We start from the raw sequence: 22905 nt of genomic DNA, 5'->3' as shown, positions 1-22905 counted from the left end.
CTCACTCACGGCGTCGCCGACTCGTCGGTGGTCTGGCCGGCGGCGTCACGCAGGGCGCTGGCGAGCAGTCGCATCGCGCGCGGCCCGGCGGGGTTGAGCAGCACGTCGAGGCCGCTCGGCAGCAGGCGCAGCAGCTCGTACACGTCGACCTGCCGCCATTGCGGTACGTCGTCGATCCGGACCTGGTCGGCGGCGCTGGTCACGACCAGTACGCAGGTGACGCCGTCCGGGGCGGACGCCACGAGCACGTCACCTGCCTCGTCCAACGCCAAGTCGACCAGGCTGTCGCGCAGCGCCAGCAGGACCAGGTCGGCGTCAGCCCGGCCCGCCGCGACCAGCTTGACCGCCGCGTCCACCGGGCTCGTGGGCGAATCCGCGTTCCGCGGACGGTAGAGCGGGTTGGATTCGAACTCCCCGACGGTGCCGTCGTCGTCGACCAGCCAGCCGCCGACGATCGCCTCCACCGGGGGCACGTCCGCCGCGTCCGGATCGTCGTCGCCGGGCCCGTCCCAGTCGCTGTCCAGTAGCAGCATCCAGTTGCGCTGGTCGGCGGGCTCGTTGCGCTCGTTCATCGGCCCCTCGTCAGTTCGGCTTGATGTGGATGAACTTGCCGTCGTTCTCGACGGCCAGTGAGGCGATACTGCGGCCGGGGTCGGTGAACACTCCCTCGGAGTCCTTGCCTCGAATGGCCTGCACCGTGTCGGTCGCCGCAAAGACCGGCCGCTTGCTGCCCAGCTCACGCATCGTGTCGGCGAAGTCCTGGCCGGCCGAGCCCGAGGCGTTGCCGAAGTTGCAGGAGAGCATCGCGATCGAACCCTTCGGGTTCGCGTCCGCGGCCGCCTTGAAGACGTCGTCGTTGTGCAGGACCTTGGCGAACTGAGCGCCAGTCACCCGGATGACCTTGCCGTTGTTCAAGGTCACGGCGGCGTCCTCCGGGCTGCCGTGGGCGACGACGGAGATCGGGTCGTTCTTCAGTTTGCTCCACGGCGCGGCCTTGAGATTGCTGTTGGCGAAGGTAGCGTCCTCCTGCCCCGGCACACCCCGGATGATCTTGCGGCCGGAGATGTCCAACTGTCCGCCCAGATTCTTGCCGAAGGCGAGGTTGGACTCCGTCTTGGCCCAGTCCGTGAAGACCTGGTTGTCATTCGGCTTGCTCGGAAAGAGGACGCCGATCTGCTTGCCGTTGTTGTCGTGCAGTGGGACGGATTTGACGTCCGAGGCATGGAAGGTCTTGAGGCGGCCCTTGCCGGTCTGGCCGAAGATGAGGCTCGGGTCCTTCTCGCGCTTCTCCAAGGCTTTGTCGAGGTCGCGCTCGAACTGCTTGTCCGCGCGCTTGTCCTTGAAGTCGGCGACCTTTTTCTTGAAGTCGGCGAACTTCCCCTTGATGAGGTTGCCGGGGCCGAGCCGGGTGACCACGGTGTCGGTTCCGGCCCCGGGCTTGCCGGCGTTGTCGACGCTGCGGGTGCCGGTTCCGCCGCCGAGCCCCTTCGTGCTGTTCCTGACCCCGTCGGCGACGGTGCCGGGGAGCGCCTTACCTCCCTTGAGGGCGAACTTCATGAGCCGCGCGGCGATGCGGCCGCCGGGAATGAGGCCGAGGGCCATGCCGCCGGCGGCCATCCCGATCTCGGCGGGATCTCCGCCGAGCACCGCTCCGGCGAGGTCGATCGCACCGGAGAGCAAACCGATGGCCTCACCGAGCGGCGGGAAGATGAACGAGGCGATCACCGAGAGCGCGTCCAGCACCAAGGTGATCCACTCGATCACCGTGCTCCGTAAGAACTCGATGAACGCGTGGAACGCCTCGGCGATCTTCTCCCAGAGCGACCGCTGGGGAGCGTCCTTCGCGAGCTGCCGCAGCGTCTCGGCGGCGGATCGGGCCGCCTGGTCGCGCAGCGCGGTCGCCTGCCCGAGCAGTGCCCTGGCCTGGTCGAGCGCCTGCCGGGCATCGTCGGCCCGGCGCTGGGCGGCGGTGACGTCGTCGTCGGCTCTGTCCTTGGCGTCCTTGGCGGCTTCCGCGTTGCCGGTGAGCGCTGTGAGCGCCGCCTGCGCCGACGACAGCGCCGCCTGCGCCGACCCCTGGTCGCCGGAGGCCTGCCGGGCCTGGTCCAGAGCACGCATCGACATGGTCTGCGCCTCCTCCAGCGACGGGAGGTAGCGCAGGTACGCGTCGGCCGCCGCGGCGTACGAGTGGGCCATCCGGTCCAGCCGGGGCGGCAGCTTGCCGATCAGGTCCCGGAAGGCCTCCATCGCCTTGCCCTGCCCCACGTCGAGCTGACCGCCGGTGGCGAGCAGGTCGTGCGCCTCCTGGGTGGTCCTCGCCAACTCCTGGTAGGCCCGGGTGATCTCCTCGAAGGACTCCGGATCACCTGGCACCGGGTCGGAGTCCAGTTGCAACACCGACCACTCGGCGTCCCCCGGACGCGCCATGACCAACCTCCCCTATCGCGCCGTCTGGTCCCCCCGCAACCGCACCGGGTGCCGGGAGCCGACTCGCACACGTAGGCGACCGAGAATCGGTTCAGCGCTGAACCACAACGGCACGCCGTCCGTGTACGGCGCAGAGTTGCTGTGACGGCCCCGGAGGGAGTCGGAGATGAGCGAGCGAACCGGCAGGCTCGGCGCGGCGGTGCCGGCATGAGCGTGATCGACGTACCGGGTGCGGAGCTGGAGCGGGTGCACGACCTGCTGCAGCGCACCAAGGATCTGATGGACAGTGCCCCGATCAAGTCCATGGGGCACGTGGTCGACACGCTCGGCCAGCGTGACCTGCAGAAGGCCGCCCACGACTTCGAGAAGCGGTGGGGTGACGGTCGCCACGTCGTGGCCAAGGACCTGGAAGGGGTACGCGACGCCGCGAAGGCGGTCGCCGACGCGTTCCGGGAGACGGACGAGCAGACCGTCAACGCCCTCACCAACCCGGACGACGGGGGGAGCAAGTGACCAGCGCGACGGCCTCGACCCCGGCCCCGACCGGCTTCGAGCTGCGCACGCCGGAGGACTGGGTGGACTACTCGGTCGCCGACGAGGCGAGCGAGAACCGGATGGCACAGGAGGTGTGGACCCGCGCCCGCGAGGGCGGCCTTGCGGAGGAGCAGGCCGGTCAGTACGCCGAGCAACTGCGTCGCTCGGTACGCGAGGCCCGCCGCGCCGGTGCGGTGCACGCCGCCGGCGTCTTCCAGCTGTACGAGGATGGTCCGCTCACCGCGACGGTGCTGATTGCGGTGGTCACCCCGCCGGCGACGGGCGACATCATCGGGGCGCTCACCGCGGTCGGGCAACCCGGCCGGGCGGACGGCACCTGGCGTCGGGTGGGCACGGCGCAGATCCCCGGGATCGGCACGGTCGGCCGGGTGCACGGCATCCAGAACGTGACCCAGGACGGCGCGACGATGCGCTGCGCCGTCATGCACACTGTCGTACCGCTGCCGGGCTCCTCGAACGTCCTGGTGGTCACCGGTTCGAGCCCGAACCTCGCCGAGGCGGAGGAACTGTTCGAGCTGTTCGCCACGATCACCGGGACCCTGACGTTCACCTGGGGGGACGAAGCCCCGGCGCTCGCGACGCCGCAGACTTTCCTGGGGGAGTCGGCGACCCAGGGGTGAGTCGCCGACGCGCGTCAGGGGGGCACCTTTCCCGGTGCCCCCCTGACGTGTATTCGACGCCGCTCAGCGGGCCGAAGGTCGTACCGGGCCCGTCACGATCCCGTCGACAGGGCGCCCGCGGGAGGCTCATGGCCGAGCACCGCCCGCACTGCGGCGACATCGGCGCGGGGCACCTGCACGAGGTGCAGCCGGCCGTCGCCGAAGTGGGCCAGCGCCCGGCCGGGCCGGCCGCCGGCCAGTTGCCCCCGGGAGAGCTTGGCGCCGATCAGCTCCCCGTCGCCGAGGCCCTGGGGGCTGAGCAGCGCGCCCTGCCGGTTGCGTCGGGCGTCGACGTGCCAGCCGCCGAAGCCCCCGGAGAGGCCGTCGATGGTGCCCGCCATGACCAGGCCACGACCGGTCTCCGCCCCGGTCCGCGCGATCTCGCCGAAGTCGCTGCCGGCGTCGCACTTGAGCAGCTGCTCCGCGTCGTCCAGGACGACCACGACCGGGCCGTCGCGCCCGTCGAGGGCCGCGGCGAGCCGCGCCGACGTGAAGTCCTCGCCCGCCACGACGTCGAGCACGCCGGGCACGCCGGCCAGGTCCCGCAGCGGCGACCGGCGCGGGGCGCCGATCACCACCGGCGTCCCCTGCGCGAGCAGACCCGCCACCATCGCCAGCAGCGCCGTGCTCCGGCCGGAACGCGGCGGCCCGCCGAGGACGAAGGTAGGAATCTCCGCCAGGTCGGGCCCGATGCCGGTGAGCTCGTCGCCACCGACTCCGAGCAGCGTCCACAGCGGGCCCGACGGCCGGGCCAGGGCTTGCGAGTCCGCCAGCGTCAATTCGTCCGGCAGGACGTCGATCCGGAACGGGCGGGCGACGCGGGGCAGGGCCTCGTCCCGCGACCGGGCCGCCGCGCCAATCTCGGCGAGCGCCCGGGCCTGCCCCTGACCGGAGCTGTCCTCGGCGAGGAGCGCGATCTGCGCCTCCGCGCTGTCGGCCGCTCGGATGGCCCGGCCCGAATCGATCTCCTCGGGCAGCTGCCGGTAGTTGATCCCGACCATGCTGTAGTCGCTGCGCTCGGTGAGCCGCAGCACCAGCTTGTCGTCGGTCGTCGAGGAGATCCGGGTGGAGAACATGCTCCGGTCGCCGGCCAGCACCACGTGGATCCCGGCCCCGGCACCCTCGCGCAGCAGCGTGAGCAGCGCGGCCATCACCGTGCCGTTGTCGTAGTCGGCGAAGGTCTTGTCGAAGACCTCGAACCGGTCCAGCAGCACGAGGATGTGCGGTGGGCGGTCGCCCTCGACCGCGTCTGAGCGGTACTCCACGAGGCTGGCCGAGCCGCTCGACGCGAGCAGCTGCTGCCGCCGTCCCAGTTCAGCGAGGAGACGGCCGAACAGCCGCCCGAGCCGTTCGGCCTCCGTCCGCTGCACCACCGCACCGCAGTGCGGCAGGTCGTTGAGTGCCAGCAGGGCACCGTTGCCGCAGTCGACGCCGTAGAGGTGGACGTCGGCCGTGGAGTGGGCGCGGGCCAGCGTGCCGGCGATCGTCCGCAGTGTCTGCGACCGGCCGCTGCGCGAGGACCCGATGACGTGCAGATGCCCCAGCGTCGCCAGGTCCAGCTCCAGCGGCGTCTGCTCCTGCTGTGCCGGCAGGTCGACCAGCCCGTACGCGACGGCCGGCAGGTAACCGTTGCCCCGGGCGGCGGGGAGCGCGTCGACACTGAGGGTGGTCGGCAGTGCCGGGAGCCACGGGCTGTGCTGGGGCGCGAGGGCGAGCTGCTCGTTGGCGCCCCGGATCGCCTCCACCAGCACGGCGAGGTCGGTCAGCTCCGCAGAGGGCTCCGCACTGCCGCCACCGGGACGGGTCGGCGCCGGCCGGCCGAAGTCGGGCCAGGAGAGCGGCGCCAGCCAAGGGGCCCGCCGGGTGGTGGTCCGGACGCCCGGGCGGAACCCGCCCACCCGGCCCGCCTGGAACGGCACCAGCGACGACTGGGCGAGGCGCACGTACGCCCGCCCGGGCGTGGACTTGGAGATCGAGGCGGCGTCCGGCGCGTTCAACACGTCCTGGCTCTCGCTGCTGTCGGTCACCCGCAGGGCGATCCGCAGGTTGGTGTTGGCGCGGATCTCCGGCGAGACCACACCGCCCGGGCGCTGGGTCGCGAGCACCAGGTGGATGCCGAGGGACCGGCCGCGCTGCGCGATGTTGACCAGACCGGCCACGAAGTCGGGCAGATCACGGATCATCGAGGCGAACTCGTCGATCACGATGAGCAGCCGGGGCATCGGCGTCCGGGTCGGCTCGCGGCGCAGCAGGTCGACGTAGTCGTCGATGTCCTTCGCCCCCGCCTCGGCGAGGATGTGCTCCCGACGCCGCAGCTCGGCCGAGAGCGAGGTCAGGGCCCGGCTCACCAGGTGGGTGTCCAGGTCGGTCACCATGCCGACGGTGTGCGGCAGCAGGACGCAGTCCTTGAACGCGCTGCCGCCCTTGTAGTCGACGAGCACGAACGTCATGGCGTCCGGCCGGTTGGCCACGGCGAGCGAGGCGACCAGGGTCTGCAACAACTCCGACTTGCCCGAGCCGGTGGTGCCGGCCACCAGGGCGTGGGGCCCGTCCCGCTTGAGGTCCAGGGCGAACGGCCCGTCCAGGGAGACGCCGAGCACCGCCTCGGTGGTGCGACCCCCGGTGGTCCAGCGCGCCGCCACGGCGTCCGACTCCGGCGGCTCCATGCCGAGTACGTCGAGCAGCCGGCTCGCGTCGGGCAGCGCACCACCCTCGTCCGTACCGCCGGTGTCCCGCAGCGGCGCCAGCGCCCGGGCCACCGTCCGCAGCCAGTCCGACGGGACCAGGTCTGCGTGGACGCCAGCGATCGGCTCGGCCAGCGTCCTGGTGACCAGCAGCGTTCCGTCGGTCTGCTGCGCGACAACCGCCTGGCACTCCTCCGGCAGCAGCCTCTCCTCGGCGTCCACGCAGAGCGCGTAGACGCCGACCGACGGCCCCTCCCGCAGGATCTGCGTCACCCCCGGCAGGGACCGCAGCCGGCGCGCCCCGTCGAGCACGACGAGGATGTCGCGGAACGCGCCGTCCTGCCGCTGCGCGGAGCGGGCCGAGATGACGGCGACCAGTTCGGCCACGCGCCGGCCCAGCGTCTGGGTGTCGGTGCCGACGGTGGCGAAGGTGTCCTGGCCGTCGCGCGGTGCCGCGTGCGGCAGCCAGCGGGTCCACGACCAGTCCCCCTCGTCGCCCGCGCCGGCGAGCAGGTAGATCTGCAGGTCCTCGGGGCTGTGCAGGGTGGCCGCCTGCGCCACCATCCACCGGGCGGTGGTACGGGCCACGGGGCCACCGGCGACACCGACGACACCGTGCTTGCGTACCGGCACGACGGCCGGCACGTCGAGCGCGCTCCACCGGATCTCCCGCCGGTGCTCGTCCTGACTCGGGTCGGTGAGCACCACCTCCGAGGGGAGGTCCGCGGTGCCGGCGCGCAGTTCCAGGAAGTCGGGGTCGGTGCGGCGCCGCTCCCAGAGCCGCCGCTGCGGTCCGACCGCCATCAACCGCACCGCCGCCGCATCGGGATGGGTGTCCCGGCGGGCCAGCCGTTCCGCGGTCAGCGCCTCCTGCGCCTCGGCGGCGATCCGCTCCTTCTTCGCCTCGTACTCCGCCATCCGCACCCGGTGGCTGGCCCGTCCCTGCCGCCGGGCGGCGATCTGGTTCACGATCAGCGCCACCGGCGACAGGACGGCGAAGAGCAGGGTCAGCGGGTTCCGGGTGGCGAGGTACATGCCCCCGGAGACCAGCAGCGGCGCCAGCACGGTGATCAGCGTGATCGGCCGCCGTTCGGGTGGCGACGGCTGTGCGGGGAGCGCGAACCGGGTGGCCCGGGCCGCGGGGAGCAGCCGCGGCGGGCGGTTGTAGTCCAGACCGGTCCGGTCCTCGGAGACCTGCAGCGCCGCCTCCGCCCGGACCGGGTGGCGCAGCTCCAGCAGGGAGGATCCGACGGCGAGTTGCCCGCCGGGCGGCCACACCTGCTCAGCGGAGACCTCGGTGCGGTCGAGCAGCAGCCCCGGCTGGAGCGGGCGCAGCCGGCACTCGCCGTCCGGGGTGACCCGCACCCGTGCCATCACGGCGGCGAGCGACGGGTCGGAGAGGCGGACGCGACTGGTGCTGGCGGCACCGATCGTGTGCTCGCCGATGTCGAGCTGGTGAACGTCGCCGGCGTCCGTGCCGCCGACCACCCGTACCTCGAGCAGGCCCGGCGGTGGTGCGGGCGCCTCGGGCGCCGGGCGGTCCAGGCCGAGAACCGTGCCCTGGTGTACCGGGGCCTCGGCAAGGGTCAGCCGCGCATCCAGGGGCGCGCCGGCGACGAAGACCGTCGGCGACGTGTCCGCCGCGGACGGACGGCGGGCGGCCAGCGCCGCGGCGAGTTCCCCGACTGTGGTGTCGGGGTCCGTCTCCACCTGGTAGTCGGTGACGGCGGTGCCGGGATCCGCAACGGTGAGCAGCAGGCGCACGGGTTTCTCCTGGTCGGACGGTCCGTCGGAAGGAAACGGTCAGGGCCGCGTGGTGATCTGCTCACCACGCGGCCCCGGGCCGTTCGTTCGTCAGCGGCCGAGGCTGCTGGCGGTCTGGCTGTCGGTCTCCGAGAAGGCGTCGCTGACCTGCTTGAGGTACTGGCTGATGCCCTCCATGCCCTCCAGGGTCTGGTCCACGCTGCCCTTGTACTCCTCGAAGTACGGGCCGAACTGCTGCTGAGCGCCCGGGGTGTTGTAGCCCCCCTGGATCAGCGTGTCGATCTTGCTCTTGGCCTGGGTCATCCCGTCCAGCAGCGTCTGCATGTTCTGCTGCAGCCAGCTCGCCGACTCCTGGATGTCCTCGCTGACGATGTGGTACGTGGCCACGTTCCCGCTCCCTCGTTTCGTGGGTCTTCCCGGCGGGCTCGGCGGTCGTCGTGCGGACCGCCTTCCGCCGTTGCCGCCACCCACACGGATTGCGCTCGGGAACGGTTCAGCGGGATTTTCGGGTTCGTGACGGCGGCTCTTCCCGTCCTCGCGGTGAACCACATCGCGCGCCCGGCCGTGTGGGTGCCGACCGGGCGTACGGGCACGGTCGCACCGAGCACGAGGTGGAGCACTGATGTTGTTGTCCAGCCGGATCGCGCGTACCGCGATCGCACTGACCAGCGTGGCGGCCCTGGCCGCGTGCGGCACCAAGGCGCCCGGGGCCGCGGCGCCCCCCGCTCCCACGGCCGCAGCGCCCAGCCCTGCCGTCTCCGTGGCCGCGAGCCCGGACCAGGTGCCCGAGGTGATCGAGGCGCCGGCGTCGCCGGTGGCGACGCCCACTGTGGCCAAGACCCAGCGCCGCGTGCAGATCTACAGTGGTCCCGCCGCCGGCCCGCTCTCGCCCCCACCCGACCGGGGGCGCGGCAGCACCATCGTGCAGCTCAACGGCACCGCCTCCGCCGACATTGGCACGTACGTCGCCGACGGGCAGGGCCGGACGCTCTACCGGTTCGACAAGGACAGCGCCAAGCCGCCGAAGTCGACCTGCAACGGCGACTGCGCGAAGACCTGGCCGCCGCTGCTGATCCACTCGCCCGGCCAGATCTACCCGAGCGGGATCAACCCGCAGCTCGTCGGCTACGTGGAGCGCGCCGACGGCACCTGTCAGGTGACCATCGGCGGCTGGCCGGTCTACCGGTTCGCCGGGGACAAGGCGCCGGGTGACATCGCCGGCCAGGGGGTCGGCGGCACCTGGTTCGCGGTCAACCCGACCGGGGGCAGGACGAAGCCGCTGCCCGAGGTGGTCGCCGTGCCGACCGCCTCGGCTCGCTGAGGACCGGGGGAACGACGATGACCGACCCGTACGGGCGCCTCGACGGCTCCACCCCTCCCCCGGCGGCGGCGCCCCCGGCGCCCCGCTGGGCCCCGGCGCCGCCGCCGCAGTTCGGCCCGGCCGCCACGGGCCCGCAGACCGGCCGCGCCCCGAGGCGCGGCGTCTCCCCGAAGCTCGTGGCGGCGATCGGCGGGCCGGTCGTGCTCGCGGTCGCGGTCGTGCTGGTACTCGGCCTGCTCTGGCCCGGGTTCCTCAACCGCAAGGTCTTCGACACGGCGGCGCTCCAGCGCGGGGTGCTGACCGTGCTGCGCGAGAACTACCAGCTCGACGCGGACGAGGTCGCCTGTCCGGTCGCACCGCCGGTCACGGTGAACAACCGGTTCTCCTGCTCGGCGCGGATCGCCGGTGAGCCGAGGACGGTCACGGTGACGGTCGTGTCGTCCGCCGGCCGATTCGAGGTCGGCCGACCGGACTGACCCCGGTCGCGGCTGTGCCCTGCGGTTCGTCGCGGCCCTCAGCCGTCGTGGCAGGTCCGGCCGGCGTTGAGGCAGTCCACCACAGTGGCTGTCACCGTCTCCGACATCAGGTTGAGGAAGAACGCGTGATCGGTGAGCGAACTGTTGTGCTGGCCGTCGAACGCGTCGATCTGGAACCGGACGCCCGGCGGAAGGTCGTACGCGAGCGTCATCCGCAGCCGCGGCACCGGGAACGTGTTGTGGGGGCAGGCGCCGTCCTCGTTGGGAGCGAGGAGGTGCGCGCGGTGGGTCGGGCTGTCGAGCCGCCGTCCGTCCCAGCAGCTGGGGAAGTCGAAGATCCGCAGTACCCGGTCACCGACGGGGCAGACGGGGTAGGCGGTGGTCCGGCGCTCCGGTGTGCTGGAGCAGGTCCACGTCGCCGCCGCACTGGCACCGCCGCTGGTGACGGCCACCGCGTCCCCCACGGTCCCCGCCAGCCGTGCCGGCATGGGCACCACGTGCCCGAGCGGGTTGCCGAGGAACGTGAGGGTGACGGTGGCCGGCACCTGGATCTCGCCGTCGTGCCCCGGCTGCCCGCCGTTCCCGGCCGGTACGGTCCGCAGCACCGGCCAGAAGTAGGTGGAGCGGTCGCCGTTGCGGCAGGTGGTGCGGGCCGTGGCGAGACTGCGCGGGGTCGACCCCACAGCGGTGGAGACGTTGCCCACGTAGTCGTGCACGTGGTGCGCCTGTCCCGGGTAGCCGGGCGCCGTCACGATGTTGGCGGTGTTGCGGTGGCCGATCTCGTTGCGGCCGCAGTCCCAGGTGTAACTTCCGGCGCCCGCCGGAGGTGGCGCCGCGGACTGCGCGGCGTCGGAGCGTACGGAACTGATGCCCACGATGTCGGGACTCAGCAGGCTGGCGAGCGGCCTTCGCGAGGAGTGTCCCGCGTCGGCGCCGCCGATCGCCTGTACCGCGCCGACGCCGAGGCCGATCAGCAGCAGCTCCAACACCAGCATGACGGCGATGCCCCGCCGTCGAGCCATCGCCGACTCGCTCATGGCTCGAAGGTTATGCGGCACGCCATCGCACCCGACTCGGTGGGCTGCCCCTGCTGAGCCTGGGACCAGCAGTAACAGCCGGGCCGTCCGACGACGGTGTGACGCGAATCAACGACTCGTCGGCCCGTTACACCCGCGCCACGACTCCCGGGTCGGAGCGGCCCATGAGGTCGCGTGCGACGGGACGAGATCCCGGTCACTTGACGACGGACGGTCGAACCGGCAGCCGTTCGCCTCACGTGGCTGCGGTGACCACGCTGTAAGCCCTGTAAACCGGAGGACGGCTGACATGCCCACCCAGATCCTGAGGACCCTCGCCACCATTCTGTCCGGTCGAGGAGCGCGCACCGCCGCGGGCGCAGCGCTCGTCGCGGACGGGCTGGTCGGAATCGATGTCCCCTTCGGACGCAAGCGCACCGGCATCCTCGGATCCCTCGTGGTGCTGGCCGTCGGCCTGCTGTTCGTCGGTCTCGGCTGGTGGTGGCACGGTCAGCACCAGCCCTACCCGGCGGGAACGTCGACGACCGCCACCGTCACCAGGATCACGAGTTCCCGCGACAGCGACGGCCGCACGATGTACTCGCGGGTCCTGACCTTCACCACGCCGGACAACCGGCGGGTGGAGTTCACCGAGCCGGAGCAGAGCAGCAAGCGCCCGGCGCTGCGTTCCACCGCCACCGTCTCCTACCTGCCGCAAGACCCCGGGTCCGCGCGCGTCGTTCCGGAGACCGACTGGCTCCCGTACGGCGTCATCGCCATGGGCGCGCTGGCCGCGGCCATCGGAGGGGTCATCTTCCTGGTCCGTCTGGTCACCCTCGTCGCTGGCATCGGTTTGCTGGTCAGCGCGGCGCGGCGCACTTAGAGGCCGAGGAGCGTGCGCAGGTGGCGCGGCGGCGGGCAGTCGTGGGCCAGCATCGCGTCGTGCCAGTCGCGGACCGACACCCCGGCCGGGCGGGCCGCGGCGATCTCGGCCACCTCGCTGTAGCCGACGAAGTAGGTGGAGAGCTGGGTGGAGGTGAGCAGCGCCCGGCGCCACTTGCCGGCCGCCTCGCCCTCCTCCTGGAAGCCCCGCTCGGTCATCAACGCCATCGCCTCGGCCTCGGACAGACCCTCGGCGTGCACCAACTGGTCGAGCAGCGCGTTGATCGTCATCCGGAGCTGCATCTTGAGCTGCTGCAACCGCACCGGCAGGCCGCCGAAGCCAAGCCCCACCATCAACTCCTCCGCGTACACCGCCCAGCCCTCGATGAACGGCCCGGACTCCGCCAGAGCCCGGACCCGGGTGCCACCGACGTAGCGCCGGGCGTGGGCGAGTTGGAGGAAGTGCCCCGGCATCGCCTCGTGCACCGTCAGGTTGCGGATCATGTGGTCGTTGTACTCGCGGTAGAACGACTCCACCCGGTGCGCCGGCCACTCCGACGGGGTGGGCGCGATGCAGTAGAAGGTGGGCACGGGCGCGGTCTCCAGCGGACCGGGCGCGTCGCAGTAGGCCACCGCGACGCCCCGGGCGAACTCCGGCATCTCCTGGATCACGCACCGGTCGTCGACAAGGGTGACCAGGTCGTGCACGCGGACGAAGTCGGTGGCCTCGTCCAGCGTGACGCCGGCCAGGTCGACGATGGTCCCGTCGTCCGGGTGCTCGGCGGCCAGCAGGTCCAGTGCCCGGCGGACGGCCGCGTCGTCGGTGGGGCCGCCGACCAGCTCGACGGCTGCCTCGCGGATCTCGGCGGTGACCCGGTCCAGGTTGGCCCAGGCGCGGCGCTGGATCTCGGCGGCGCTCAGCTCGGTGTCGAGGGTGTGCCAGAGGCGGGCCTCCCAGCGGCGTCGGCCCAGTCGCGGGTCACGGCCGGGGCCGGCGTCGTCGGCCAGGCCGACACGCAGCCAGGCGACGAACTCCTCAAGCGCGGCGATCGCCGCCGTGGCCGCCGGCTCGACCCGGTCGAGGGTGCTCGGCGCCTGGGCGAGCAACGCCGGCAGCTCGTCGCGGATCAGCGCGGCCGTACCGGTGAACTGCCTGACCGCCGTCTCGGCGTGGATCCGCGGCATGTCCCGCAGCGTCGCGCGGGCGGTGGCGAGAGCGTCCGGTACGGCGGCGAGCCGGCCGGCGAGGCTGGTCAGCCGGACGTCCGCGGGAGCGAACGGACGGGCGAGAAGGGCGTGCAGCAGCGGACCGGGATTGTGGGTCAGCGGATCCCATTCGTGGGCCCGCATCTCGGTCGACTCGAACAACCCCCTGTCGACAAGTGAGCTGAGCAGCGCGTGGTCGACCTGTTCCGCGAGGTCCAGAGCGTCAGGATCGATGTCGGAGAGCGCGTCGGCGGCCTCCTTGAGCATCGCCCGGTCGGCGGCGACCGCGTCGGCGGAGAGGTCCGGCAGTCGGTCGTCGTAGCGGTGGTCCCCCACCGAGGTGGCGAGGCCGGGCCGGCTCTCCAACACCGCGTCGACGATCCGCTCAGCCAATGGCACGAAGGGCTCCATGCCCCGACCCTAGACGGCACCCCTGACCCGATCCGCCGTACCGACCCCCGGCACACCAGTCGAGCTGCCGGCCACCGGCACGGGGCGGAACGCTCTGCGGGCTGAGCCCGGCCCAGGGCGGCCCTGCGGTCAGTCGGACTCGGCGGCGCGGACCGCCTCGGCGTAGGCGAGGGTGGCACGGCGAAGGGCCGCCTCCGGGTCGATGCCCGCCTCGCGGGCTGCCGCGACAGTCGCCAGGAGGCTGGCGCCCAACCGTGCCTCCGGGTCCACCTGGGTGTCGGCAAGTGGTGGCGGGACCGCTCGGCCGCCGCGGGCGGCGCGGCCCAGGATCTGCGCGGCCAGGGCCAGGGCGGGCTGACTCAGGGCCACCCCGTCCAGCACCGAACTCCGTGCCTTCTCCGCCCGCTTGATCCGCTCCCAGTTCTCGGTGATCTCCTCAAGCGTGCCCGCCTCCGCCCCGGCGAAGACATGCGGGTTGCGCCTGATCATCTTGTCGACGAGGCCACCCGCCACGTCGTCGATGGTCCACCGCTCGTCCTCGGGCAGCTCCTCGGCGAGCCGCGCGTGCAGGACCACCTGCAACAGGACGTCACCCAACTCCTCGCGCAGCGCGTCGGTGTCGTCGGCGCTTATCGCGTCGTACGCCTCGTAGCTCTCCTCAAGCAGATAACCCGCGAGGCTGCGGTGCGTCTGCGCCCTCTTCCACGGGTCGCCACCGGGCGAGGCGAGTCGGTCCAGCACGGCCACCGCGTCGAGCAGCCGGGCACCCGGCGGGTCCCACGAGCCGTACATCAGCTCCATCTCGGCCAACCCCGGCTGCCGGGCCAGCCGCAGACCCAACTCCCGGGCCAGCGCCTCGTCGCCCGCGGGGCCGGCAAGCCACACCACCGTGCCGTGGGTCGCCACCGCATCCAGCAACAGCTGCGTCGCCGGACCGTCCACCACTGTCACCTCGGCGCCCGCCTGGCGCGCGGCCGTGACCAACTCGCTCTCCGCGCCGGTCAACACCGGGTGCTGGCGTACGACGTCCCAGGCCGCGGAGGTCAACAGGCCGGCCGGCAGCCGGGGTGAGGTGACCAGGAGGACGATCCGTGCCGTCATGCTCAGCTGGCCGTGCCCTGGTCCGGCGCTGGGCCCTCGGCACTCGGGGAGCCGGTCGACGGCACCGGCTCCGGGGTGGAGATGTCGGTGACCGGGCCGTCCTCGTTGATGTACGGCAGCGAGTAGAACACCACCGACTGGCCGGTACTCACCAGCGACGGCACCCCGACCGCCCGGAAGCGCGGGTTGACCGACACGTCGACCCGGCCCGCCTCCTCACCCAGTGCGGCGCCCAGGGCGGTGGCGGTGCGGACGAAACCGCCGTCGCCGAACGCCCGGCGGACGTCGGCCACCGACATTCCGGCGTCGATCGCCCCGGCCTTCGTGAGGGCGCCGTAGACGGCCATCAGCGACTCGTCGCTCAGGTCGGCCGGCGGGAGCTGCTGGTTGAGCACCTGGAGCAGGTCGACCCACTCGCCCCAGAGCTTGGCGTACTCGGTGGTGGCCGGCACCCGCAGGTTCTGTTCGAGCTGCTGCGGGGTGATCTCGTCGGGCACCTGCAGGTTCTTCGCCGCCACCACCCGCTTGCCCAGGTCCAGGCTGACGAGCAGATCGACCACGTCCTGACGGGTGACAGTGGAACGCAACTGCTCCGGCGACGGCGTCGCCCCCGCCTGGGACGCCTGCTGCCGGACCACGTCGCCGTACTGCGCCTGCACATCGGCGTAGATCTCGTCGACCCGGTCCACCGAATAGGTGGTGTCACCGACATACGCGGCGACGTCCGGCGCGGACCTGCCGCAGGCAGCGAGGGAAAGGACACCCAGGGCCGCGACGCTGGCGGCGGCGATCACACGGCGAGCACGCATGCCCGTCACTCTCTCATGCCCTCGTCCGCGCTGTGACGGCCCCCACCTCACCCCGGCCCCCACCTCACCCCGCCGCGACGGCGAGCGGGGCGGGGGCACCAAGCACATCGGAGAGCAACTGCGCGCACCACTGGAGCAGCGCCTGATCCCGCAACGGCTCGCCACCGACCCGACGGGTGGTCGGACGAGGCACGCTCACCTGGTCGGTGGCCAGCTTGTAGACGGCGTCCGGGTGGTAGCGCTTGAGCCGCAACTGCTTCGAATCCGGCAGGGGCAGCGGACCGAACCGTACGTGCTTGCCCTGCATGGACACGTCGGTGAGGCCGTACCGGCGGGCCAGCAGGCGGAACCGGGCCACCTCCACCAGGTTCTGCACCGGGGCCGGCGGCTCGCCGTACCGGTCGGTCATCTCGGCGACCACCTCGCGCAGCCGCTCCTCGTCGCGTGCCTCGGCGAGCTTGCGGTACATCTCCAGGCGCAGCCGTTCCACACTCACGTAGTCGTGCGGCAGGTGCGCGTCGACCGGCAGGTCGATCTTGACGTCGGTCTCCTCCTCGGGCCGCTCACCCTTGAACGCGGAGACCGCCTCGCCGACCATCCGCACGTACAGGTCGAAGCCGACACCCTCGATGTGCCCGGACTGCTCACCGCCGAGCAGGTTGCCGGCGCCCCGGATCTCCAGGTCCTTCATCGCCACGTACATGCCGGCGCCCAGCTCGGTGTGCTGGGCGATGGTCGCCAGCCGCTCGTGGGCGTGCTCGGTGAGCGGCTTCTCCGGCGGGTAGAGGAAGTACGCGTACGCCCGCTCGCGGCCCCGGCCGACCCGGCCCCGGATCTGGTGCAACTGGGCCAGGCCGAGCAGGTCGGCCCGCTCCACGATCAGCGTGTTGGCGTTCGGGATGTCGATGCCCGACTCCACGATCGTGGTGCAGACCAGGACGTCGAACTCCTTCTCCCAGAAGCCGACCATGACCTTCTCCAGGGCGTCCTCGCCCATCTGACCGTGCGCCACCGCGACCCGCGCCTCGGGCACCAGCTCCCGCAGTCGCCGTGCCGCCCGGTCGATCGACTCGACCCGGTTGTGCAGGTAGAACACCTGCCCGTCGCGGAGCAACTCGCGGTGGATGGACGCCGCCACCTGCCGGTCGTCCTGCGCGCCGACGAAGGTGAGCACCGGGTGCCGCTCCTCGGGCGGGGTGGCGATGGTGGACATCTCCCGGATGCCGGTGATCGCCATCTCCAGGGTCCGTGGGATCGGGGTGGCCGACATGCTCAGCACGTCGACCGAGGCGCGCAGCGTCTTCAGGTGCTCCTTGTGCTCGACACCGAAGCGCTGCTCCTCGTCGACGATCACCAGGCCGAGCTGCTTGAACCGGGTGGCCGTCTGCAACAGCCGGTGGGTGCCGATGACGATGTCGACGGTGCCGTCGGCGACCATCTCCAACGTCCGCTCGGTCTCCTTCGGGGTCTGGAACCTCGACAACTGCCGGATCTCGACCGGGAACTGGCTCATCCGCTCGGCGAACGTGTTGTAGTGCTGCTGCACCAGCAGCGTCGTCGGCACCAGCACCGCCACCTGCTTGCCGTCCTGCACCGCCTTGAAGGCCGCCCGTACCGCGATCTCGGTCTTGCCGTAGCCGACGTCGCCGCAGATCAGCCGGTCCATCGGGACGGTCTGCTCCATGTCCCGCTTGACCTCGTCGATCGCGGCGAGCTGGTCCGGCGTCTCCTGCCAGGGGAAGGCGTCCTCCAGCTCGCGCTGCCACGGGGTGTCCGGGCCGAACGAGTGGCCCTTGGACGCCTTGCGGGCGGCGTAGAGCTGGATGAGCTGCGCGGCGATCTCCCGGACCGCCTTGCGGGCCCGGGCCTTGGACTTCTGCCAGTCCGAGCCGCCCATCTTGTGCAGGGTCGGCTGCTCGCCGCCCACGTAGCGGGAGAGCTGGTCGAGTTGGTCGGTGGGCACGAACAGGCGGTCGCCGGGCTGGCCCCGCTTGCTGGCCGCGTACTCGATCACCAGGTACTCGCGGCTGGCGCCGTTGACGGTGCGCTGCACCAGCTCGACGTAGCGGCCGATGCCGTGCTGCTCGTGCACCACGTGGTCGCCGGCCTTCAGCTCCAGCGGGTCGATGGTGTTGCGCCGCCGGCTCGGCATCTTGCGCATGTCCCGCGTCGAGCTGCCCCGACCACCTGTCACGTCATTGCCGGTGAGCAGCACGAAGCGGGACGCCTCGTCCACGAACCCGCTGCTCAGCGCGCCACAGGTGACCACCAGCTCGCCGGGGACGGGCGCGGTCGGCACCTCCTCGGTCAACCGCGCGCCCAGACCGGCGTCGCGCAGCACCTCCACCGCCCGCTGGGCGGGGCCGTGCCCCTCGAAGACAAGCGCGATCGACCAGCCCTCGCCAGCCCAGCGCTTGAGGTCCTCGACCACCCGCGTGGTCTCGCCGTGGTACAGCGGCGCCGGCTGGGCGGCGAGGGTCACCGCGATGGCGTCGTCCGGGGTGACGGCGGCCTGCTCGGGCGCGTCCTCCCAGGGCTGTCGCGTCTCGGCGGCCTCGGCCTCCACCAAGCCGAACGGGGACAGCGTCCACCACGGCTGGCCGAGCTGGCCGGCGGTGGCGCGCACCTCACCGAGGGTCCGGAAGGCGGCGGCGCCGACGTCCACCGGGGCCTGGCCGCCGACCGCGGCGGCAGCCCAGCTGGCCTGCAAGAACTCCTCCGAGGTACGCACCAGATCGTGCGCCCTCGTGCGGATCCGCTCCGGGTCGCAGAGCAGCACGTGGGTGCCGGCCGGCATGGCGTCCAGCAGCAACTCCAGCGAGTCGGGGCCGACAAGCACCGGCGCCAGCGACTCCATCCCCTCCACCGGGATGCCCTCGGCGAGCTTGTCCAGGATCTCCGCCAGCTCGGGGTGCTGCTCGGCGAGCGCGGCGGCCCGCTCGCGGACCGCCGGGGTGAGCAGCAGCTCACGGCAGGGCGGCGCCCAGAGCAGCGGAACCTGCTCGATGGTCCGCTGGTCGGCGACGGCGAAGGTGCGAATCTCCTCCACCTCGTCGCCCCAGAACTCGACCCGGGACGGGTGCTCGTCGGTCGGCGGGAAGACGTCCAGGATGCCGCCGCGTACGGCGAACTCGCCGCGCTTGGTGACCAGGTCGACCCGCGCGTACGCCATGTCGACCAGACGGTGGGCGACCTCCTCCAGGTCTGCCTCCTCGCCCGCGGCGAGCTGCACCGGCTCCAGGTCACCGAGACCCTTGAGCTGCGGTTGGAGCAGCGAACGGACCGGAGCCACGACCACCCGCAGCGGCCCGGTGCCGCCGTGCGCGTCGGTCGACTCCGGGTGCGCCAACCGGCGCAGCACGGCCAGCCGCCGACCCACAGTGTCCGAGCGTGGGGAGAGCCGCTCGTGCGGCAGCGTCTCCCAGGAGGGGAAGACCACCACCTGGTCCGCCGGCAGCAACCCACCCAACGCGGCGGCCAGGTCGTCGGCCTCCCGGGTGGTGGCGGTCACCGCCAGCACCGGTCGACCGGCCCCTTGATCGTCGGCGGCGACCGCCGCGACGGCGAACGGGCGCAGTGCCGACGGGGCGGTCAGATCGAGGCCGTCGACCTGCGCCGCACCGGAACGCGCCAGGTCACGGACCCGGGCGAGGGCCGGGTCGGCGAGGGCTGCGGAGAACAGGCCGGTGAGCATGTGTCATCACTTCCAGGGCGCTCGGCACACGACAGATGCCCCTCGTCCGGCCGGGACGGGGGGTGTTCGCCCGCCAGCCTATCTCTCGCCGGGGCCTCCGTGTCCCGCGCTCGCTACGCGCCCGGAGGCCGACTCACCGCGCCGGCCGCCCCGGCAGGTGGCCCTCCGGCGCTGGTGGGACCTGCCCCGGCGCCGGCGGTCCGGGCGGCGTCGGCGCCCAACCGGGCGGCGTCGGCGCCCAACCGGGCGGCGTCGGCGCCCAACCGGGCGGCGTCGACTGGCCCGCCGGGGGGTGACCGCCCACCGCCGGCTGGTGCGGCGGTGCCCAGCCGGGCGGGGGCCCGGCTGCCCCGGGGACGGGGCGTCGCCGGCGCGACCGGGTTAGGAGGACCACCAGGAGCACGATGCCCAGCAGGACGGCGACGAGCACGCCGACGACGATCGCCAGCCTGTCGTAGCGCACGTTCGAACCGGTGGACGTCGACTTCCAGGGGTCCTTCGGCACCCCCAGCGGGTTGGCGGTGACCGGCGACACGTCGGCGGTCAGGGCCGCCACCGGATCGATGAGTCCGAAGCCGTACTGCGGGTCCCGGCCGGGCGCGCCGCGATCGTCGGCGGTCCGGATCAAGCGGTTGATCACGCCGTTGGCGTCCAGGTCCGGGTAGCGGGCACGGATCAGGGCGACCACCCCGCTGACGATGGCGGCGGCGGAACTGGTGCCACCGTCAGCGAGCATCCCGTAGCCGTCCTCCCGGAGCGGATTGGCCAGCATGATGTCCTGCTGCGGCGCGGCGATCACCATCTCCGGCCCCTGGACCGAACCGGTGAAGAACTCACCGCGCCGGCTCGTGCCGCCGACCGCGACGGCACCCGTCACGCTGGCTGGCGCCTGCACCTTGACCCGACCGTCGAGGGTGTTTCCCGCCGAGGACACCACCACCACGTCATGGTCGAGCGCGTACTTGACGGCGCTGTAGTGTTCCCAGCTCATCTCTTCGCCGCCGGCCGAGATGTTGACCACCTTCGCGCCGTTGTCGACGGCCCACCGGACGGCGAACTGCATCGCCCCGTCGGTGAGGTCGCTACCCAGTGCGGCCGGATAGATCTTCGCCCCCGGTGCGATGCCGAGATAGCCCCCGGGCGCCTTACCGTTGCCCACGATCAGGCCCGCCATGGCGGTGCCGTGGGCCTTCTTCCGGTCGGGGTCGGTCCGGCCGTCGGCGGGGGCGTCATTGCCGACACCGTGACCAGGCAGGATCTGCCCGCGCAGGGCGGGATGGGTGGCGTCGACGCCGGTGTCGACCAGACCGACGATGACCCCCTGCCCGGTGGTGATCCGATGGGCCTGCGGGATCCGCAGGGTGTCCAGGTACCACTGTTGTTTGCGCGTCTGCGGTGCGGCGGCAGCCGGCGCCGGCACCGCGACCGTCCCGATTGCCAGCAGCAGGCAGGCGCAGAGCAGCCGCTCCAGGCGGCGCGCAGCAGACGGCAGACGGTTGCCACGTTCCATGTGGTTCTCCCCCGTTCGATGCGTGACGGGCAGGATGTTCCCACATCGCCACCGCTCTCGTAGGCCCCCACAAAGCGCCGGTTATCCCGTCGGGCGATGGTCAGTAGCGAACCGCTATGCGGCGGTCGACGGCGTCGACCACCATCTCGCCGCCGTACGGGATGATCAACTGCGGGTCGGTGTGACCGAGGTCGACATCGAAGACCAGCACCGCGTCCGGGTTGTACGGGGTGAGGGCGCGGATGATCGCCTCCCGCTGGGCCTCGCCCCACGCCGAGCGCTCCGGCACCGACAGCGGTTTGTCGAAATCCCACGCTTTCGGTCGGCCGACGACGATCGCCGGGAAGGCGGCGAGCAGCCCTCGCTCCCCCATGTTCCGCACGATCCGGAACACCTCCTGCGCGCCGGGCATCTCCTGCGAGGTCTCGACGACAAGCACGGACCCGGCCAGCTCGGCGACGGCGGGCACCCGGTCGGTGGCCATCAGCCAGTGCAGGATCTCCAGGTTGCCACCCCAGGTACGTCCCCGCACCACACGTTCCGGTCCCCGCCAGCGCCAGCCCTCGCCGGGCAGCATCTCCGGCTCGTACGCCAGCGTTTCGGGCTCGGTCCACGGGTTCGGTCGGTCACCCCAGGTGGTCGCGGGCGTCAGCGGGTACCAGTCGGAGCTGAACAGGGCGGCGCGCAGCGAGTCGAAGGTCAGCGGGTGTGCGGCGCCCGGCCGGCCGAGGTGCACCAGGACCGATCCGCCGTGGTAGGCGACGATGCCCAGCCGATAGAGGTGGTTGAGCACGTTGGTGTTGTCGGAGTAGCCGAAGTAGGGCTTCGGATTGGCCCGCACCACGTCGTCGTCGAGGTGCGGGGTGACCGTGATCAGATCGTTGCCGCCGACCGTGGCGAGCACGGCGGTGATGCTCGGGTCGGCGAAGGCGGCGGTCAGGTCCCGGGCCCGGTCACGCGGGTCCGCCCCCATGACCCGGGTGGTCGGATACTCCACCGGCTCCAGTTCGAACTCCTCACGCAGCCGACGCAGCCCCAACTCGTACACGTGGGGGAAGATCGCCGGCAGGCCGGCGGACGGCGAGACGACCGCGACCCGGTCGCCCCGCCGCGGTTTGGGCGGGTAGCGCAGCGTCACCATGATCAGAAGCTATCCGACCAGCCAAGGGGTTTCCGCCCGGCGGACGGCGAACCGGACCATACGCTGACAACATGGACGAAAACCCGCAGGGGCGAGCCCGGGACTGGGCACCGCGCAGCATCGGGCTGCTCCTCGGCACCCTCGCGCTGGCCACCGCGTTCATCGCCGCCTACGTCGGCGCGCTGCACCAGCCCACCCCGCGGGACCTGCCGGTCGGCGTCGCCGTCGGCGACGAGCGCGCCCGGGCGACGCTCGACGCCATCCGAGGCCAGACCACGATCATCAAACCGATCGGGTACGACGACGCGGGCGCCGCCGAGGACGGCCTGCTCAGCCGGGCGGTGTACGCGGTGCTCAGCACCGGAGCCGACAACGGCCTGCTCCTCACCGTGTCCAGCGCCTCCGGCCCGTCCGCCACGAGCGCGATCCGGGAGGTGCTCACCACCGCCGCCACCCGCAGCGGCACCCCGCTCCAGATCGTCGACAAGGTGCCTGTCACCTCCGCCGACCCGCGCGGGGTGGTGCCCTTCTACCTGAACGTCGGGTACGTGCTCGGCGGCTACCTCGCCTCGACAGTGCTCGGGCTGTCCGTCGGCACCACCCCGCGTACGGCACGGCGGGCCGGTCTGCGCATCGCCGCCCTGGCCGTCTACAGCGTGCTGCTCGGCATCGCCGGCGCGGTGGTGGTCGGACCGGTGCTGGACATCTGGCACCACGACGTACCGACGATCGCCGCCATCGGCGCGCTCGCCGTCTTCGCCGCCGCGATGTTCGCCAGCGCCATCCAGGGCTGGCTCGGTGTCGCCGGCACCGCGCTTGTCATCCTGCTCCTGGTGGTGCTCGGCAACCCCGGGTCCGGCGGCATCTACGCGCCCGAGTTCCTGCCCGGCCTGCTGCGCGGCATGCACCGGTGGAACATCCCCGGGCTCGCCAACGACCTGACCAAGGCCGCCGTCTACTTCGACTGGCGATCGGCAGGCTGGCCGGCGATCGCCCTCACCCTCTGGGCGGTGCTCGGCGCGTTCGGCCTGGTCAGCGCCAGCCTGGTTCGGGGCCGCCGGGCCGCCACCGCCGGTCCCGGGTCAGTCCGCCCCGGTCCCGGGTCGGCCTCCGGTGGCCCCGGAGCAGCCCGCGACGGTGGCTGAGATCACGCCCGAAAACACCACCTCGGAGACAGTGGATCACCAGGGGGCCCTCCAGACACCCGGTGCGCGCGGATACCATCCAGTAAGTCGGACAGCGCTGTCCT

General features: G+C 72.3%; 17 protein-coding genes. 6 read left to right on the top strand and 11 right to left on the bottom strand.

The window, feature by feature from the left end:
- Positions 1-5: 5 nt before the first annotated feature.
- Both AB0F61_RS01695 and AB0F61_RS01690 read right to left on the bottom strand, forming a co-directional pair.
- Positions 6-572, bottom strand: a complete 567-nt coding sequence (locus tag AB0F61_RS01695) for a type VII secretion system-associated protein (protein WP_357802201.1) — start codon at positions 570-572, stop codon at positions 6-8.
- Positions 573-582: 10 nt separating this feature from the next.
- Entirely contained in the window at positions 583-2427 is a 1845-nt protein-coding gene (locus tag AB0F61_RS01690) for a putative T7SS-secreted protein (protein WP_357802198.1), read from the bottom strand.
- 207 nt (positions 2428-2634) lie between these two features.
- On the opposite strand from AB0F61_RS01690, the gene AB0F61_RS01685 reads away from it, so the two are divergent.
- Both AB0F61_RS01685 and AB0F61_RS01680 read left to right on the top strand, forming a co-directional pair.
- Entirely contained in the window at positions 2635-2940 is a 306-nt protein-coding gene (locus AB0F61_RS01685; RefSeq protein WP_357802195.1) for a hypothetical protein, read from the top strand.
- A complete protein-coding gene (locus AB0F61_RS01680; RefSeq protein WP_357802192.1) occupies positions 2937-3602 on the top strand; it encodes a hypothetical protein in 666 nt (221 codons plus the stop codon). Before AB0F61_RS01685 ends, AB0F61_RS01680 begins: the two co-directional genes overlap by 4 nt.
- Positions 3603-3694: 92 nt before the next feature.
- On the opposite strand, the gene AB0F61_RS01675 is transcribed toward AB0F61_RS01680, so the two are convergent.
- Positions 3695-8089: an FtsK/SpoIIIE domain-containing protein gene (locus AB0F61_RS01675; RefSeq protein WP_357802189.1), complete on the bottom strand. Its 4395-nt coding sequence runs from the start codon at positions 8087-8089 to the stop codon at positions 3695-3697.
- A 90-nt stretch (positions 8090-8179) separates the two neighbouring features.
- Positions 8180-8476, bottom strand: a complete 297-nt coding sequence (locus AB0F61_RS01670) for a WXG100 family type VII secretion target (protein WP_357802187.1) — start codon at positions 8474-8476, stop codon at positions 8180-8182.
- A 235-nt stretch (positions 8477-8711) separates the two neighbouring features.
- Here AB0F61_RS01670 and AB0F61_RS01665 point away from each other — a divergent pair, with 235 nt between their 5' ends.
- Positions 8712-9410: a hypothetical protein gene (locus AB0F61_RS01665; protein WP_357802185.1), complete on the top strand. Its 699-nt coding sequence runs from the start codon at positions 8712-8714 to the stop codon at positions 9408-9410.
- 17 nt (positions 9411-9427) lie between these two features.
- Complete coding sequence (locus AB0F61_RS01660; RefSeq protein ID WP_357802182.1) at positions 9428-9886, top strand: DUF4333 domain-containing protein; 459 nt, start codon at positions 9428-9430, stop codon at positions 9884-9886.
- 38 nt (positions 9887-9924) lie between these two features.
- On the opposite strand, the gene AB0F61_RS01655 is transcribed toward AB0F61_RS01660, so the two are convergent.
- A complete protein-coding gene (locus AB0F61_RS01655) occupies positions 9925-10923 on the bottom strand; it encodes a DUF1996 domain-containing protein (RefSeq protein WP_357802180.1) in 999 nt (332 codons plus the stop codon).
- A 289-nt stretch (positions 10924-11212) separates the two neighbouring features.
- On the opposite strand from AB0F61_RS01655, the gene AB0F61_RS01650 reads away from it, so the two are divergent.
- Entirely contained in the window at positions 11213-11785 is a 573-nt protein-coding gene (locus AB0F61_RS01650; RefSeq protein WP_357802178.1) for a DUF3592 domain-containing protein, read from the top strand.
- On the opposite strand, the gene AB0F61_RS01645 is transcribed toward AB0F61_RS01650, so the two are convergent.
- The 6 genes from AB0F61_RS01645 to AB0F61_RS01620 all read right to left on the bottom strand — a co-directional run bounded on the left by AB0F61_RS01645 (position 11782) and on the right by AB0F61_RS01620 (position 21656).
- A complete protein-coding gene (locus AB0F61_RS01645; RefSeq protein WP_357802176.1) occupies positions 11782-13401 on the bottom strand; it encodes a DUF885 domain-containing protein in 1620 nt (539 codons plus the stop codon). The genes AB0F61_RS01650 and AB0F61_RS01645 overlap by 4 nt on opposite strands.
- Before the next feature lie 129 nt (positions 13402-13530).
- The gene (locus AB0F61_RS01640) at positions 13531-14502 is read right to left on the bottom strand and encodes a nucleoside triphosphate pyrophosphohydrolase (RefSeq protein ID WP_357802173.1); all 972 of its coding nucleotides are present in this window, start codon (positions 14500-14502) and stop codon (positions 13531-13533) included.
- A 2-nt stretch (positions 14503-14504) separates the two neighbouring features.
- The gene (locus tag AB0F61_RS01635) at positions 14505-15311 is read right to left on the bottom strand and encodes a hypothetical protein (protein ID WP_357802171.1); all 807 of its coding nucleotides are present in this window, start codon (positions 15309-15311) and stop codon (positions 14505-14507) included.
- Positions 15312-15375: 64 nt separating this feature from the next.
- Entirely contained in the window at positions 15376-19005 is a 3630-nt protein-coding gene (mfd, locus tag AB0F61_RS01630; RefSeq protein WP_357802168.1) for a transcription-repair coupling factor, read from the bottom strand.
- A gap of 133 nt (positions 19006-19138) precedes the next feature.
- Positions 19139-20515: a S8 family serine peptidase gene (locus AB0F61_RS01625; protein WP_357802164.1), complete on the bottom strand. Its 1377-nt coding sequence runs from the start codon at positions 20513-20515 to the stop codon at positions 19139-19141.
- A gap of 100 nt (positions 20516-20615) precedes the next feature.
- Complete coding sequence (locus AB0F61_RS01620; RefSeq protein WP_357802161.1) at positions 20616-21656, bottom strand: S66 peptidase family protein; 1041 nt, start codon at positions 21654-21656, stop codon at positions 20616-20618.
- A gap of 71 nt (positions 21657-21727) precedes the next feature.
- On the opposite strand from AB0F61_RS01620, the gene AB0F61_RS01615 reads away from it, so the two are divergent.
- Positions 21728-22801 (top strand): hypothetical protein, encoded by a 1074-nt coding sequence (locus AB0F61_RS01615; RefSeq protein ID WP_357802159.1) that lies wholly within the window; start codon positions 21728-21730, stop codon positions 22799-22801.
- Positions 22802-22905: the final 104 nt, after the last annotated feature.

Source organism: Micromonospora sp. NPDC023888 (assembly GCF_040639415.1).
In the GTDB taxonomy this organism is placed as follows: domain Bacteria; phylum Actinomycetota; class Actinomycetes; order Mycobacteriales; family Micromonosporaceae; genus Micromonospora.
The sequence above is the reverse complement of the archived record's forward strand: the minus strand, read 5'-3'. Positions and strand labels throughout refer to the sequence as shown.

Bases quoted from the DNA above. Each gene is read 5' to 3' on its own strand.
- AB0F61_RS01695 (WP_357802201.1), bottom strand. From the start codon at position 572: ATGAACGAGCGCAACGAGCCCGCCGACCAGCGCAACTGGATGCTGCTA.
- AB0F61_RS01690 (WP_357802198.1), bottom strand. From the start codon at position 2,427: ATGGCGCGTCCGGGGGACGCCGAGTGGTCGGTGTTGCAACTGGACTCC.
- AB0F61_RS01685 (WP_357802195.1), top strand. From the start codon at position 2,635: ATGAGCGTGATCGACGTACCGGGTGCGGAGCTGGAGCGGGTGCACGAC.
- AB0F61_RS01665 (WP_357802185.1), top strand. From the start codon at position 8,712: ATGTTGTTGTCCAGCCGGATCGCGCGTACCGCGATCGCACTGACCAGC.
- AB0F61_RS01660 (WP_357802182.1), top strand. From the start codon at position 9,428: ATGACCGACCCGTACGGGCGCCTCGACGGCTCCACCCCTCCCCCGGCG.
- AB0F61_RS01655 (WP_357802180.1), bottom strand. From the start codon at position 10,923: ATGAGCGAGTCGGCGATGGCTCGACGGCGGGGCATCGCCGTCATGCTG.
- AB0F61_RS01650 (WP_357802178.1), top strand. From the start codon at position 11,213: ATGCCCACCCAGATCCTGAGGACCCTCGCCACCATTCTGTCCGGTCGA.
- AB0F61_RS01645 (WP_357802176.1), bottom strand. From the start codon at position 13,401: ATGGAGCCCTTCGTGCCATTGGCTGAGCGGATCGTCGACGCGGTGTTG.
- AB0F61_RS01640 (WP_357802173.1), bottom strand. From the start codon at position 14,502: ATGACGGCACGGATCGTCCTCCTGGTCACCTCACCCCGGCTGCCGGCC.
- AB0F61_RS01635 (WP_357802171.1), bottom strand. From the start codon at position 15,311: ATGCGTGCTCGCCGTGTGATCGCCGCCGCCAGCGTCGCGGCCCTGGGT.
- mfd (WP_357802168.1), bottom strand. From the start codon at position 19,005: ATGCTCACCGGCCTGTTCTCCGCAGCCCTCGCCGACCCGGCCCTCGCC.
- AB0F61_RS01625 (WP_357802164.1), bottom strand. From the start codon at position 20,515: ATGGAACGTGGCAACCGTCTGCCGTCTGCTGCGCGCCGCCTGGAGCGG.
- AB0F61_RS01620 (WP_357802161.1), bottom strand. From the start codon at position 21,656: ATGGTGACGCTGCGCTACCCGCCCAAACCGCGGCGGGGCGACCGGGTC.
- AB0F61_RS01615 (WP_357802159.1), top strand. From the start codon at position 21,728: ATGGACGAAAACCCGCAGGGGCGAGCCCGGGACTGGGCACCGCGCAGC.